This is a genomic window from Actinobaculum sp. 313 (assembly GCF_003073475.1).
Taxonomy (GTDB): domain Bacteria; phylum Actinomycetota; class Actinomycetes; order Actinomycetales; family Actinomycetaceae; genus Asp313.
The window spans coordinates 1,469,914-1,484,060 of sequence record NZ_CP029033.1; the positions used below are offsets into that span (position 1 = coordinate 1,469,914).

At 60.1% G+C, this 14,147-nt stretch carries 13 protein-coding genes and 1 pseudogene; 1 reads left to right on the forward strand and 13 read right to left on the reverse strand.

Annotated elements, in window-relative coordinates; all coding sequences use genetic code 11:
* The first annotated feature begins 65 nt into the window (after positions 1–65).
* A complete protein-coding gene (locus DDD63_RS06375; RefSeq protein ID WP_108715665.1) occupies positions 66–959 on the forward strand; it encodes a neutral zinc metallopeptidase in 894 nt (297 codons plus the stop codon).
* A 54-nt stretch (positions 960–1,013) separates the two neighbouring features.
* Here the strand turns inward: DDD63_RS06375 and DDD63_RS06380 are convergent, their stop codons facing one another.
* The 13 genes and pseudogenes from DDD63_RS06380 to DDD63_RS06440 form a co-directional block, all read right to left on the reverse strand.
* Complete coding sequence (locus tag DDD63_RS06380) at positions 1,014–1,397, reverse strand: metal-sulfur cluster assembly factor (protein WP_108715666.1); 384 nt, start codon at positions 1,395–1,397, stop codon at positions 1,014–1,016.
* Positions 1,390–1,863, reverse strand: a complete 474-nt coding sequence (gene sufU / locus DDD63_RS06385; protein ID WP_108715667.1) for a Fe-S cluster assembly sulfur transfer protein SufU — start codon at positions 1,861–1,863, stop codon at positions 1,390–1,392. The genes DDD63_RS06380 and sufU overlap by 8 nt, the downstream gene beginning before the upstream one ends.
* The gene (locus tag DDD63_RS06390; protein WP_108715668.1) at positions 1,863–3,128 is read right to left on the reverse strand and encodes a SufS family cysteine desulfurase; all 1,266 of its coding nucleotides are present in this window, start codon (positions 3,126–3,128) and stop codon (positions 1,863–1,865) included. Before DDD63_RS06390 ends, sufU begins: the two co-directional genes overlap by 1 nt.
* Entirely contained in the window at positions 3,128–3,880 is a 753-nt protein-coding gene (gene sufC, locus DDD63_RS06395) for a Fe-S cluster assembly ATPase SufC (RefSeq protein WP_108715669.1), read from the reverse strand. The genes DDD63_RS06390 and sufC overlap by 1 nt, the downstream gene beginning before the upstream one ends.
* A gap of 14 nt (positions 3,881–3,894) precedes the next feature.
* Entirely contained in the window at positions 3,895–4,224 is a 330-nt protein-coding gene (locus tag DDD63_RS06400) for a non-heme iron oxygenase ferredoxin subunit (protein ID WP_108715670.1), read from the reverse strand.
* Positions 4,225–4,244: 20 nt separating this feature from the next.
* Positions 4,245–5,417 carry a Fe-S cluster assembly protein SufD gene (gene sufD / locus DDD63_RS06405; RefSeq protein WP_108715671.1) on the reverse strand — a complete coding sequence of 391 codons (1,173 nt, stop codon included), beginning with the start codon at positions 5,415–5,417 and terminating at the stop codon, positions 4,245–4,247.
* Positions 5,417–6,867, reverse strand: a pseudogene (gene sufB, locus DDD63_RS06410) (Fe-S cluster assembly protein SufB). The gene sufD and the pseudogene sufB overlap by 1 nt, the downstream one beginning before the upstream one ends.
* Complete coding sequence (locus DDD63_RS06415; RefSeq protein ID WP_108715672.1) at positions 6,864–7,562, reverse strand: helix-turn-helix domain-containing protein; 699 nt, start codon at positions 7,560–7,562, stop codon at positions 6,864–6,866. The pseudogene sufB and the gene DDD63_RS06415 overlap by 4 nt, the downstream one beginning before the upstream one ends.
* A 126-nt stretch (positions 7,563–7,688) precedes the next feature.
* Positions 7,689–8,981: an Nramp family divalent metal transporter gene (locus tag DDD63_RS06420; protein ID WP_205647208.1), complete on the reverse strand. Its 1,293-nt coding sequence runs from the start codon at positions 8,979–8,981 to the stop codon at positions 7,689–7,691.
* A 245-nt stretch (positions 8,982–9,226) separates the two neighbouring features.
* Complete coding sequence (locus tag DDD63_RS06425; RefSeq protein ID WP_108715674.1) at positions 9,227–9,832, reverse strand: NUDIX hydrolase; 606 nt, start codon at positions 9,830–9,832, stop codon at positions 9,227–9,229.
* A gap of 8 nt (positions 9,833–9,840) precedes the next feature.
* Complete coding sequence (locus tag DDD63_RS06430; RefSeq protein ID WP_108715675.1) at positions 9,841–11,574, reverse strand: CTP synthase; 1,734 nt, start codon at positions 11,572–11,574, stop codon at positions 9,841–9,843.
* Positions 11,575–11,671: 97 nt separating this feature from the next.
* A complete protein-coding gene (locus DDD63_RS06435) occupies positions 11,672–13,312 on the reverse strand; it encodes a lipid II flippase MurJ (protein WP_108715676.1) in 1,641 nt (546 codons plus the stop codon).
* A complete protein-coding gene (locus tag DDD63_RS06440; RefSeq protein WP_108715677.1) occupies positions 13,309–14,121 on the reverse strand; it encodes a hypothetical protein in 813 nt (270 codons plus the stop codon). The genes DDD63_RS06435 and DDD63_RS06440 overlap by 4 nt, the downstream gene beginning before the upstream one ends.
* Between the last annotated feature and the right edge of the window lie 26 nt (positions 14,122–14,147).

Genomic DNA, 14,147 nt, shown 5'->3' on the forward strand with positions numbered 1-14,147 from the left:
TTCATCCTGCCAACGTCCCGGCGAATATCAACCTGTCGGTGTTCCGGTGTCGCTATGCTCGGAACATGTCCATGAACGACGGAATCAAAATCGACGGCGCACGCGTACAACGCCGCGGACGAGGCTCGGCCACCTACGCAGGTATCGGCGGAGTAGGAATCATAGGCCTGATCGTGTATTTCCTCTTAACGGGGCAAATGCCAGACTCCTCCACGTTCCAGGGCACCGAGAACAACAATGTCACCTCCGCCGACGGTGCAGATTACAGCGAAGAATGCCGCACCGGAGCGGACGCGAATGCGCACACCGAATGTTGGATGGTAGCCACCGCCGAATCACTGGACGCTTACTGGGCAGATGCTCTGCCTGCCCAGACCGGGACCGCATATAGTCAGCCGTCCTTCGTTATTTTTGACGGAGCGACTGTAACCGGCTGCGGCAACGCCACAGCCTCCATTGGGCCCTTCTATTGCCCCGCGGATCAGACCGTGTACCTGGACATCAGTTTCTTCAATCAGCTCGAAACACAGTTCAATACGGAGAATTCGACCTTGGCACAGGCATACATCGTCGCGCACGAATTCGGCCACCATCTGCAAAACGAACTCGGCTATCTTGACCGTATCGAGCGTGGAGACACGGGGGCGAATAGCACGCAGGTACGTTCCGAGCTGCAGGCCGATTGCCTGGCAGGTGTGTGGCTGCGCCAGGCCTCCACCACTATTGACCCGGAGTCCGGGGAGCCATTCCTCGTGCCGCCCACCGAGGCGGAGCTACAAACCGCGATTGACGCCGCATCTGCGGTGGGGGATGACGCCATCATGGAGAACGCCGACCTCACGGTGAACACGGAGTCATTCACGCACGGCTCGTCGGAGAAGCGCATGCAATGGCTCATGCGCGGCTACAACGGCGGATCGATTGCTTCCTGTGACACTTGGAGCGTCACCACACCCTGAGACACCTGTGAGCACTGCAGAACGGATCCGAATATTCCGGACCCGCTCAAGATTTCAGACGTTGAAACCGAGAGCCTGCAGCATTTCCCGCCCTTCCGGCGTGATGCGTTCCGGGCCCCACGGCGGTAGCCACACCCAATTCACACGCACAGATGATACGAGCCCATCCAACGCTTGATGAGCTTGATCTTCAATCACATCGGTCAGCGGACATGCAGCAGACGTCAACGTCATGTCGATGACGACTTTGCTTCCGGAGATATTCACTCCGTACACCAAACCCAGATCAACAACATTGATACCGAGCTCTGGGTCGATGACATCCCGCAATGCTTCCTCAACATCGTCGACGGTTGGCGCGCCAAGCGTTGGCAGAACCCCGTCCTCAGCCGCGTCTCCCGATGTGTACTGGGGAGCCGCTTCCAGTTCTTCAGGCATTGTCTCCTCCCTGGGTAGCTGTCACAGCCTTATCGGTTGCGTCACGTAGGGCCATCCAGCCCAGTAGTGCACATTTGATCCTCATCGGAAACTTTGCGACGCCGAGGAAGGCGCCGGCATCCTCCAACTTATCTTCGCTTTCCTCATCGAGTTCTTCGCCGCGTGAGTCCATGAGGCGGCGAAAGATGTCGTACAGATCCATCGCCTCGGTGACACTTTTGCCTTCGAGCATCTCGGTCATGATCGAGATTGAAGCCTGCGAGATGGAACAACCGTGACCGTCCCATCCAATAGCACAGATCTGCGTGCCATCCTCACTCAGTTTCACCTGCAAGTTCACCTGATCACCGCACGTTGTATTCACCTGAAGTGATTCACCGTCGAACCGCTCAAGTGTGCCCTCACCGTGCCGCTCATGCGCCGCATCAAGAATGATCTGCTGATACATCGCATCAATATCGTCCATCAGTCCCCCACTCGAAAGTATCGACGTACCTCAGCCAGGTGGTCCAGGAAGAAATCCACCTCGTCTGATGTATTGTACGGGCCGAGCGAAGCACGTGTAGAGGCGTAGACCCCGAAGTGCTGGTGAATCGGCTGGGCGCAATGATGCCCGACACGCACCGCAATACCCTTGGAATCGAGGAACTGACCCACATCGTGCGGATGTACACCCTCTACGTCCACTGACACCGCTCCGCCCCGGTTGGAGGTGTCCTCCGGTCCAAGCAGACGCACGCCAGGGATCGAGGAAACACCATCGAGGAGTCTGCGAGTCAGATCTTCCTCATGGGCGGCGATCTTGTCCATCCCCACCGCCAACAGGTAGTCAGCCGCGGCTGCGAGTCCCACCACCTGAGCGACGGGCTGTGTGCCGGCCTCGAACCGCGCAGGTGGCGAGGCATATGTCGTCTTCTCCATCGTCACCAGCTCAATCATTGACCCGCCGAACTGGTACGGAGGTATAATCTCGAGCAGCTCGCGCCTTCCGTATAGTACCCCAACCCCGGTTGGCCCCAGCATCTTGTGGCCCGAGAAAGCTGCGAAGTCAACACCGAGGCCGTGGAAGTCCACCAGCATGTGCGGCACCGACTGGCACGCGTCCAACACCGTGAGAGCACCGACCGCGCGTGCGGCTTGCACTATCTGCAAGACCGGAGAGACAGCACCCGACACATTCGACACATGAGTGAACGCCACCAGCCGCGTGTGCTCGTCGATAACGTTCAAAGTATTCAGATCAATGCGCCCATCGGTGCTCAGATCCATCCAACGTAGTTGTGCACCGGTGCGAAGGCATAGCTCCTGCCACGGAATGAGGTTGGCATGATGCTCGGCGCGGGTCACAACCACATTATCGCCCGCGCCAATACGCAGTCTTTGCGCCTCGACGCCTCCCCGTCCTGCCGCTACGTTAGACAACACGTATGCGATCAGATTCAGAGACTGCGTGGAGCCCGATGTCCACACGATCTCCTCCGGATCGGCACCCACCAGGGTTGCGACCTTTACCCGCGCCTCCTCGTAAGCTGTCGTCGCCTCCTCCGCAAGAAGATGAGAACCACGTTTCACAGCGCCGTTGAAGTGCGTATCCATCTCCCACACGCGCTCCAGTACTTGGCGCGGACGCTGCGAGGTGGCACCGGTATCCAGGTAAACGAGCGGCTGCCCGTCCCGAACGGTGCGTTCAAAGATCGGGAAGTCGGAACGCGGAACGGCACTATACGACATTAGGCCTCCACGAACACGTCATAGCCGGATTCCTCGAGCCGATCCGCCAGTTCTGGACCGCCCGTCTTCACGATCTTGCCGCCGGCGAAGACGTGCACGAAATCGGGGTGAATGTAGCGCAAGATCCGCGAATAGTGCGTGATAAGAAGAATCGAGTTGTTCGTCTTCTCATGCACGTCGACTACCCCCCGTGAGACAACACGGAGCGCATCCACATCCAGACCCGAGTCCGTCTCGTCGAGCACCGCGACCTTCGGCTCCAGCAGCTCCATTTGCAACACCTCGGTGCGCTTCTTCTCGCCACCGGAGAATCCCACGTTCAGGTCGCGCTTGACGAAGTCCGGATCGACCTTGAGCGTATCGCTCGCCTGCTTGAGGCGCTTCGTCCATTCGCGCAGTTTCGGCGCGTGCCCGTCAATCGCCGTTTTGGCGGTACGCAAGAAGTTCGTCACGGAGACTCCCGGTACCTCAACCGGATACTGCATTGCCAGGAACAGGCCCGCGCGCGCACGCTCGTCGGGCGTCATATCCGTAATGTCTTCTCCGTCCAGGAATACCTTTCCCTCGGTGATGACGTACTTCGGATGGCCGGCCAAGGCGTAGGCGGTTGTTGATTTCCCAGAGCCATTGGGCCCCATGACGGCGTGGATCTCGCCGTCGCCAATAGTCAAATTGACGCCGTGCAGGATGGGCTTGAGCCCCTCCGGTGTCTGTACCGAAGCGTGAAGATTCTGGATCTCGAGCGTGGACAAGGTATGTTCTCCTCTTACAGTGTGGAGTCGACGTCGACGAAGACATCGTCGCCACGAACGGTGATGGTATAAACAGGTACTGGTTCGGTTGCCGGAAGTGCCAGCGGGCGCCCCGTGGCGAGGTCGAAAGGCGAACCGTGCTTCCAGCACTCAATCGTCCCTTCCGCAACCTCTCCCCCGGCCAAAGATACGTTGGCGTGTGTGCAGGTATCCCCCAATGCGTGCCAACTGCCATCGGAATCACGCACAATCACCACGGCCATACGGTCGCCGATGCCATTGGGCACCTTCACTTGGATGGCTGCCGCGGGTTCCACGTCTGAAATGCCACACACACGTTGCATACTCACTGGTTGTGTCCTTACTACGCGTTTCCGGTTGCCAGGTCCAGCTCGGACTCGATAGCCGCCATGAGCTTCTCCCGTACGGAAGGCACGGTGATCTGTTCCACGAGTTCAGCGAAGAACCCGCGCACCACCAGGCGGCGGGCGATGTCTTCCGGAATGCCACGGGCCTGCAGGTAGAACAGCTGCTCCTCGTCGAAGCGCCCGGTTGCCGAGGCGTGCCCGGCGCCGACGATGTTGCCGTTCTCAATCTCCAGATTCGGAACAGAATCTGCTTTCGCACCCTCGGTCAGCACAAGATTGCGGTTGAGCTCGTAGGTGTCCGTATCATCGGCCTTCGCACCGATCAACACGTCACCAATCCATACCGAATGCGCGTCCTGTCCCTGCAATGCTCCCTTGTAGGTCACTCGCGAATAGCAGTTCGGTGGCTCGTGGTCAACGAACAAGCGATGTTCCTGGTGCTCCGCAGCGTCCGTGATATAGGCGCCGAGTAGATTCGCCTCGCCGCCCGGTCCAGCATAGGACAGGCTCGTGGTGACTCTAACTAGATCGCCGCCCAGGGTGACGACGATATGCTTCACCTTCGCGTTCCGTCCCACTTCAATACGCTGGCTGGACAGGTGACGCGCAGATCGCGCCGCGTCTTGGACGCTGACTATGGTGATGTCCGCGTCATCGCCGGCACGAATCTCCACACCCTCGGTGAGCAGACCTTCGCCATCGTGTTCCAACACCACCGTTCCAGTCGCGGAGGGTTCAGCCTCGATATAGAAGTGTGCCGTGTTCATCCCCGCGCCGGCATGCACGCCGACGACAGCGTCGCTATCCTGCCCTGCGGGCAGCGTGATGACATGTGCCTCGCTGAACGCCTCCCAGGCGACGGCGCCTGTGCGGTCTTCCGGCTCCCCCACCGTTCCCAGGCGCGGATCATCTCTGCCCACAGTCTCGGATACCGCGCCGCTGACCTCAACCCGTGCCGGGGATCCCTCTAGATCCGCGGCGAAGAACTCCTCCATCCTTTCCAGCGGGGTGAAGCGCCAATCCTCTTCTTGCCCATTCGGTACCGGGAAGTCGGCAGAAGAGAACGACGTCGGTCGATCAGCTCGTGACGAACCGGTGCCCATACCTTCATCGGCGAGCTGTGCCCGGGAATGGTCAACAGCTCTGGCAAGATCCGTGACATCAGTCATTAGCCGACGCTTCCTTCCATTTGCAGTTCGATCAGACGGTTCAGTTCGAGAGCGTATTCCATCGGAAGTTCGCGCGCGATGGGCTCGACAAATCCGCGCACCACCATGGCCATGGCTTCCTGCTCGCTCAGGCCTCGCTGTTGCAAGTAGAACAACTGATCTTCGGAGACCTTCGACACGGTTGCTTCGTGCCCCATTTCGACGTCGTCGGTGCGCACATCGACATACGGGTAGGTATCGGTACGCGAGATATCATCAACGAGCAGCGCGTCGCATACAACGTTTGATTTCGAACCGCGGGCGTCCTTCCCGACCATGACAAGACCACGGTAGGAGGAACGTCCCCCTCCACGTGAAATCGACTTCGACACAATCGACGACGTGGTATTCGGGCCAAGTGAATCATCTTGGCGCCGGTGTCCTGATGTTGACCCGTACCGGCGAATGCCGCCGAGAGTGCTTCGCCGTGGGCATGCTCACCAAGCAGCACGCAACACGGATACTTCATGTTCAGGCGCGAGCCGATATTGCCATCAACCCACTCCATCGTGCCTCCTGCGGCTACGGTGGCACGCTGCGTCACAAGATTCAGAACATTGTTCGACCAGTTCTGGATGGTCGTGTAACGCACATGCGCATCACGCTTGACAATGATCTCGACAATAGCGGCATGGAGGGAGTCCGCCTGATAAATGGGCGCGGTGCATCCTTCAACGTAATGCACATAGGAGCCCTCATCGGCAATGATCAGCGTGCGCTCGAACTGACCCATCGACTCGGTGTTGATTCGGAAGTAGGCCTGCAAGGGAATCTGCACGTGCACGCCCGGCGGCACGTAAATGAAGGACCCTCCCGACCACACAGCGGTGTTCAGAGAGGCGAACTTGTTATCGCCGACGGGAACCACGGTACCGAAGTACTCCTTGACGAGATCCGGGTAATCGCGCAACGCCGTATCCGTGTCCACGAAGATGACGCCCTGTTCCTTCAGATCCTCCCGGATCTGGTTGTAGACGACCTCCGATTCGTACTGCGCAGCCACACCTGCCACCAAGCGGTCGCGCTCGGCCTCCGGAATTCCCAGCCGATCATAAGTATTCCGGATGTCTTCTGGAACATCATCCCACGACGACGCCGGCCCGTCGGTTGTGCGCACGAAGTACTTGTACTCGTCAAAGTCCAGGCTGGACAGGTCCGCACCCCAGGTCGGCATCGGCCGCTTCTCAAATAGGCGCAGCGCCTTGAGCCGGTTCTTCAGCATCCACTCGGGTTCGCCTTTCATGGCGGAGATATCACGGACCACGTCTTCATCGAGGCCGCGTCGAGCCGCCTGACCGGCTTCATCGGGGTCGTGCCAGCCGAAGGTGTACTTCTTGGCGAGTGCCTCGATGGTTTCGTTCTGCTCCGAAATCGCTTCGGCAACCGCGGCTTCATGCCGGGTTTGTGTCATGACTGTCCTCTCGCACGAGTAGACGTCCCACGGATACGTGAAACGAGCGGAATGGTCAGGGTGCACACATGCTCTCCGCCTGCTAGGGTGGCAAGCCGTTGAACATGTACATCCAAGAGCCGGTGGAACGCTTGTGTCTCCGCTTCACACAACACCGGATATGCCGTGGCTATTTCCTGAATCGGGCAGTGTCCCTGACACAGTTGCAACGTCAACCCACGTGGTCCACGTCGTACGCTCGCCGCATACCCATCTTGGGTCAGCACACGGGCCAGAGCGTCGACTCGCATTTCCAGATTCGCACCGGCCGCTTCCACAGTCGGCCGGTACCGCTCTTCAAGCCCGGAGACGCGCTCGTCGACGAAACTACGGATACCCGCCTCCCCCAGGGAGTCAGCAATGAAGTCCAGAGCCTGTGTCGCGACATCACCGTAGGAATCGCCAAAAGCCGCCTGCCCTTGCTCGGTGGCCACGTAACGGCGTGATGGACGACCGCGCCGCGCCGGGCGAGAACTCGCACCCCTGAACTCCACGATCTCGCCGTCGTATTCCAGCTGCGACAGGTGCCGCCGAACGGCCGCCGCTGTCAGTACCAGGATCTGTGCGAGCTCCGCCGAGGTGATCGGGCCACGTTCAATGATGAGGCGTAGAATCCGCTGACGGGTGCCTTCGTCAGCGTCAAACTGAGTGCTCATACAGCCCTCCTTCTCCACGACCTATATATTTAACAATATCTCCCTTGCCAAAATCCACAACCCCGCCGATCTAGGCAGGAGGTCCTATGAGAACTTTCGCACGTCGTAGGATCGGAGCTGGCAGTATCAACCGCGGAAGGTTGCGATAAGAAGCGCCACATTCAGAGCCACAATGAGTGTCACGCATATCCATGTGAGAATACGAACACTCAGCGGCAAACTTCGTCCGGCAATACCCTCGCGCGCGGAGAGTCCGACAAGCGGAATGAGCACCAGCGGTATACCGAAGGACAGAACAACCTGCGACAGCACCAAGGCTCGTGTTGCATCGACCCCACACGCCAGCACAATGAGTGCCGGAACAGCGGTGATCAAACGTGCAATCAGCGGTGAGGCATTCACGCGCAGCAGCCCGTTGAGGATAACCGATCCGGAGTAGGAGCCGACCGTGGTGGAGGCCAATCCGGCCATTAACAACGACACCGCAAAAGCAGCGGCGGCTCCCGGACCGAGGCCCGCAAGCAGCGCGCTGTGCGCGCCGGTGAGCGTGTCCGTTCCCGCACTGCCCCGCAACGCACCAGCGGCCAGAAGCACCATCGCCAGGTTCACCGCTCCCGCCACAAGCATCGACAACACGATGTCGAGGCGGGTGGCCCGGAGCAAATTGTTGACCGACGCCTCGTCCATGACTCGGCCGAAACGGTCGCGTACGAGCGCGGAATGCAGATAGATGGCATGCGGCATAACCGTGGCACCAAGCATGCCCGCCGCGAGTACCAAGGAATCCGCTCCGGTGAAGCGCGGCGTCAATCCAGACAACGTTCCCGATAAGGACGGCTGTGCGGCGAGCAGGTCCCAGAGGATACCGCCGGCGATAATCAGGACCATCGCGATGATAACCCGCTCGAACTGTCGCTGCCTTCGCTCGCCCTGCAGCATGAGGATCACCATGGAGGCACATATCGTAATCGCCGCACCAAGCAGGAGGGGCATGCCGGTGAGCACTTGGAGAGCGAGCGCACCGCCAACGACCTCGGCGAGGTCGGTAGCAATCGCCACCACTTGGGCCTGCAGCCAGTAGCCGAGTCGCACCGGATTCGACGAGTGCTCGGCAATGAGTTCGGGCAGAGTACGGCCCGTGAGCACACCTATCCGCGCCGCGAGGTACTGGATGAGCATGGCCATCAGGTTGGCCCCCACAATCACCCACACTAAGAGGTAGCCATATGTGGCGCCGGCGGTGATGTTGGTGGCGAAGTTTCCCGGGTCCAAATACGCTACGGCTGCAACGAAGCCCGGTCCCAGCATGGTGAACCGGGAGAACCTTCTTCGCCCGCCCGTTACGCGGGATGTCGAAGGATCCCCACCTGTTTCTGCAGGCTGCGGAGTGTGCCGGTCCGCCCGGGATTGTTCGCCCATACTGTTCCACCAATTTTCGAACATCCGAAACTTCTTTGATGGTACACCGAATTACCGACGGAGTGCGTCGAAGTAGGCGAGTAGCCTTGGCGCCATATGCGACACGGGAGGGCGTGATGCGTGATTACCACTGAGAATGCCTGCCACCACAGGTCAAACACAAGTGCTACGCTAGGGCGCATCCCGCAGGGCGCTTCCGCGCGGAAATGTCGGTCCGTCGTCAGGGGATCGCAACGCGGCTGCGGTCAGCCTTCTCGCTGAGTCACACCCCGCTTCGCACAATAGGCGAGAACTCCGGCCACCAACGTCGGGCAACGTAGCCTGCCGGATAGAACAGCTTGCACGACATCGCCCAAGGGGAACCAATGCGTCTCTATTTCCGCTTCCTCGTCTTCTCGTGCGAATCTCTGTTCGGTCGGTTGCAATTCCCGTGCCAGGAACACGTGAATCCCTTCATCGGAGCAGCCCGGTGAGGTGAGGAATTGGACCAGCGGTTCCCATGTTTGCGCGACCAGATCGGTTTCTTCGGCTAACTCGCGCCGCGCCGCGGTGCCGGGGTCTTCCCCTTCTACGTCGAGCAAACCCGCCGGTATCTCCCACATCATGGCGCGCACCGGGTGGCGGTACTGCCGGATCAGCAGAATCTCTTCGCCGGTGACTCCGGGGCGTAGGGCAACCACGGCAACGGCGTCGTCATGTTTCATGTACTCGCGCCGCATCGTAGCGCCGGTGGTCTCTAAAACAATATCGTCGACAAGAACATCGAAAATATGCCCACGATACGGCGCCGCACTAACGGTGACCCGGGCATGAAGCGGCGTCGGCTGGTCGCGTAGTTCTATCGTTTCCATGCCCGCGCCTACAATTCGGTGGCATGTGCCGGGGTGAATTCGGCGACGGCGGTCTCTGGCACGGCGCCGTGCCGTCGCGTCAATGCCGCACCGATCAGTCCCGCGAACAACGGGTGGGCCTTCGTCGGACGACTCTTGAATTCCGGATGTGCCTGTGTCGCCACATAATAGGGGTGCTGCGTTCGGTCCAGTTCGACGAATTCCACGAGTTCGCCGTCCGGTGACACCCCGCTCACGTGCAAACCAGCCTCCTCAAGACGATCCCGGTATTGCGCATTCACTTCATAACGGTGGCGATGACGTTCTGAAACATGGAGAGTTCCGTACAACTCGGCAACCAGCGATCCCTCTCCCAGGGCGGCAGGATAGGCACCCAGCCGCATGGTACCTCCCAGATCGCCGGTGCCATCGACGAATTTGCGCTGCTCATCCATCGTTGCGATCACCGGATCGGGCGTCTGCGGGTCGAATTCGGTCGATGAGGCCTCGGCTAACCCAAGGAGATTACGTGCCGCCTCAATCACCATGCACTGCAGCCCGAGGCAGATTCCCAACGTTGGGATGCCGTTTTCGCGGGCGTAGCGCAATGCGCCGATCTTGCCATCCAGCCCGCGCACGCCGAAGCCTCCGGGAACAAGAATCGCATCGACATCTGAAAGCTGCTCTTCCGCCCCTTCGGGCGTTTCGCATGTATCGGAAGCGACCCACTTTATGGTCACCCGCGCATAGTGATGGAATCCGGCGGCACGTAACGCCTCCGCCACAGAAAGGTACGCATCATGCAGGTCGATGTACTTACCGACAAGCGCCACGGTGATATCCTGACGCGGATGGCGCACCCGGTCGAGAAGACGGTCCCACACCGTCCAGTCGACGTCGCGGAAGCTCATGGAGAGTCGACGCACGACATATGCGTCCAGCCCCTCGTTATGTAAGGTCACAGGAATCTCGTAAATTGAAGCGGCGTCTTGACACTCGATAACGCCTTCCCTGTCGACGTCGCACATCAGTGCAACCTTCTGCCGTACGCTCTCCGGAAGCTCCCGATCACAGCGCAAGACGATCGCGTCAGGTTGAATACCGATGGAACGAAGTGCCGCAACCGAGTGTTGGGTCGGCTTCGTCTTCAGTTCGCCCCCAGCAGCAAGGTAAGGGACAAGTGACACGTGTATGAAGAAGCAGTTGTCGCGGCCAATGAGTTGACGTACTTGCCGGGCCGCTTCCAGGAAGGGTTGCGACTCGATGTCGCCAACTGTGCCCCCGATCTCAGTAATAATCACATCCGGGACCTGGCCGTCCTCATCCGGTTCGGCCTGGGCACGCATGCGGGAGATAATCTCATCGGTGATATGAGGAATCACCTGCACGCATTCGCCCAAGTACTCTCCGGCTCGTTCCTTCGCCAGCACGCGAGAGTACACCTGCCCGGTGGTGGAATTGGCCGCCCCGGAGAGCTCGATATCCAGAAAACGCTCGTAATGCCCGATATCGAGGTCAGTTTCAGTGCCGTCTTTGGTCACGAACACCTCGCCGTGCTGGAAGGGATTCATAGTACCCGGATCCACATTGATATAGGGGTCGAGCTTTTGCATAACAACCCGTAAGCCGCGCGCGCGAAGAAGATGCCCCAGGCTGGAGGCGGTTAGTCCCTTCCCCAAGGAACTGGCTACGCCGCCGGTGACGAAAATCTGACGAGTGATCGAGTTCTGGTTTCCCGGGAGCCGGGCCGAAGTTTGTTCCACGGAACTTCAGACTATCAGAGTGACGGAGCCCCTCCTATCACGACACCGCTGACAATACGACTTGCGGTACACCTCCGGCAGACTACCCGAGCCGCCATCAGTCCCTTTGCTGCTCTTCTTCGGATTGCAGCACATTCCGCACTTTTAGACGAGCCGCATCCGGTCGACCGGTAAGACTCAGTGCGCTGCGATCCACGAGAAGAATAGTGCCACCTCCTGCGGCAATGAGTATGATGGCTCCCCCCATTGCCGCCACAAGTGCACCCAAAAGACCACTGCCCAGTAGCGCCAACAGGCCCTGCACCCCGAAATGCGCCAACACTGCGGCTGCCGAGACGGCAACGGCCACCATGAGCGCCGACTTGCCGTATCCGCGGGTCGCCTCGGGTCCAAGTGCTCTGCGGATTGCCACTATTTCACCGAGAGCACCGATTGTCATCCCCGCGGAGATGGCAATGCCAATGGCCACGAGCACCGATGACCGGCCTTCCACGCCGATCACCATCGCAACGCCGAGAACCGCGCAGACACTCAGCCACGCGACCGAACTCACCGCCGCGACTGCCTTCGGTGCGTTGATCGCATACAGCACCCGCGAGCAATGGTAGATGAGGGCGTAGCCAACCAGGCCGGGCGCCATCGCGCGCATGGCGATATCCATGCCCGCTACCGGCCGCAGAATATCAAAAATCAACTGTGCCGGTGTCGCAAGCACGGCGAGCAGTGCTACGCATACGATTCCAATCTCCAGCACGAGCCGCGTTGATCGCGCTGTCAGCTCGGAGAGCCCCGGACGGCCGGGCAGCGCAGCTGCCGCGGAAAGACGAGGGAAGACTGCAGTGGCAATGGGAACTGCCAAAACCGCATAGGGCACCATGTAGACCGCGTTCGCGAAGGTGTACACCGGGTAGGCGCCGGTACCACCCCGCGCATTGGCAACCACCATGATTGTGACGATCTGCATTTGCTGTGCGGCAAGGCCACCCAACCCCGCACCCATGAGCCGCAACGCACGCCGGGCGACGCCCGCTGGAAACCGGAGCGTGGGCCGTAGATGTATCAATTTGAGAACGGGAATGAGCTGCGGAACAGAGAACGCGACGACACCCGCCGTCGTTCCCCACCCCAGCCAGCACACGGCGGCGCTACTCAAATTCGCCGGTGCGTTCTGCTGGCCGTTCGCCAAATGGCCAAAGAGGACGAACGTACCAATCACGGTCAGCGACGACAACATGGGCGCCACAGCCGGCAGCAAGAAGCGGTTGTGAGCCTGCAGGATGCCGGTCAGAACCACTGACAGCCCGTACAGCGGTATCTGCAGTGCGAACATCTGCAGCAAGCGCTGGGCCAGCTCCAGTTCGCCCTCATCTACTCCGCTTCCCAGTAGCAGACGGGTGATGGGGCCGGCCAGCACGACCACAATACCTGCCAGCGGGAATCCGACGAGCGCGATCCAGGTGATGAGGGCAGAGGCGGTCCGCTCAAGTTCCTGGCGCATACGTTTGGCCAAGAAACCGGAAATCAGAGGGATGACCGCGCCCGCAAGGGCGCCGCCCGCAGCCACTTCGAACAGAACATTTGGCACGGTATTCGAGGTGGAATACGCCTCACCGGCAAGTGTGTCTCCCAGTGCACCGTTCTGCGCCCAGGTCCGCACGAAACCAACCAGACGCGCAAGCAGGGTGAGAACAGCGATTGATCCCGCCGCGCCAAGCACGGATGCTGCAGGCGATCTCATGCCCGTCCGATACTGTCAATCCACGCCAGAAGCCGATTCTCCTCAATAACCTTCGAGAACGACACCTTCTCACTGGCGAGAGTCAGGCCGACAAGACCACCAAGCGCTCCCCACCGCAGGAGCGGGCTCTTCAGCGATGCCAGCGCCATTCCCGTGGCTGCTCCAACACAGTTGGCGCCGAGGTCTCCCAGCATGCCAACACCGGCCAAGTCTTCTGGCAAGGCGACGGCACTGGCTCCTACAACGCCACAGGCAAGCGGGCCACCAATTGTGTTTCCTCCTGCGGCCAGTGGCCCTGCCAGCATCATGGATGCTTTCAGGGCACGCCCGGGCCGCAGGTCCAAGAGGTTGACCAGATTCGCTGTTCCCGCAATCAACGCCGCTTGATTCGTCCACTGACCGATTCGTCGCATATGCCCGCCTTCATGTGGCAAGGCGGCGGCACCAACCGCAGATCCCAGGCCGATAACGCCAATCTTCAGGGCCCCGGAGGTCAGTTGCCCGCGTCGCAACGCGCCGAGATGCCCTTTCAAGCCTTTCCCTTTCGCCGGGAAACGGTCTTCCAGCTGGTCGTCGATGTAGCCTGCAGCCGCACTGGCTCCTACCGCGAAGACGGCGCCCATCCGTGCATGAGACGGCACGACGAGGCTCGACACCAAGACTCCGGCCGCAGCCTCGATTCCCTCAGTAAGCGTCACGGTCGCGCCGGAGAACGATGTTCTCTCCCAGCTGCGAAAGGAAGCCTCACGCCGCTTAATCACAGCTTTGGCCAATATGGAAGCGGCGGCACCCGTGACGATTGCGCCCATTTTACGGGCCGTACCCGTTCTCAGCC

Coding starts and splice junctions, on each gene's coding strand:
- DDD63_RS06400 (WP_108715670.1), bottom strand. CDS start 4,224: ATGCAACGTGTGTGTGGCATTTCAGACGTGGAACCCGCGGCAGCCATC.
- DDD63_RS06375 (WP_108715665.1), top strand. CDS start 66: ATGTCCATGAACGACGGAATCAAAATCGACGGCGCACGCGTACAACGC.
- sufD (WP_108715671.1), bottom strand. CDS start 5,417: ATGACTGATGTCACGGATCTTGCCAGAGCTGTTGACCATTCCCGGGCA.
- DDD63_RS06440 (WP_108715677.1), bottom strand. CDS start 14,121: ATGGGCGCAATCGTCACGGGTGCCGCCGCTTCCATATTGGCCAAAGCT.
- sufU (WP_108715667.1), bottom strand. CDS start 1,863: ATGGACGATATTGATGCGATGTATCAGCAGATCATTCTTGATGCGGCG.
- DDD63_RS06390 (WP_108715668.1), bottom strand. CDS start 3,128: ATGTCGTATAGTGCCGTTCCGCGTTCCGACTTCCCGATCTTTGAACGC.
- DDD63_RS06380 (WP_108715666.1), bottom strand. CDS start 1,397: ATGCCTGAAGAACTGGAAGCGGCTCCCCAGTACACATCGGGAGACGCG.
- DDD63_RS06415 (WP_108715672.1), bottom strand. CDS start 7,562: ATGAGCACTCAGTTTGACGCTGACGAAGGCACCCGTCAGCGGATTCTA.
- DDD63_RS06425 (WP_108715674.1), bottom strand. CDS start 9,832: ATGGAAACGATAGAACTACGCGACCAGCCGACGCCGCTTCATGCCCGG.
- DDD63_RS06435 (WP_108715676.1), bottom strand. CDS start 13,312: ATGAGATCGCCTGCAGCATCCGTGCTTGGCGCGGCGGGATCAATCGCT.
- DDD63_RS06420 (WP_205647208.1), bottom strand. CDS start 8,981: ATGGGCGAACAATCCCGGGCGGACCGGCACACTCCGCAGCCTGCAGAA.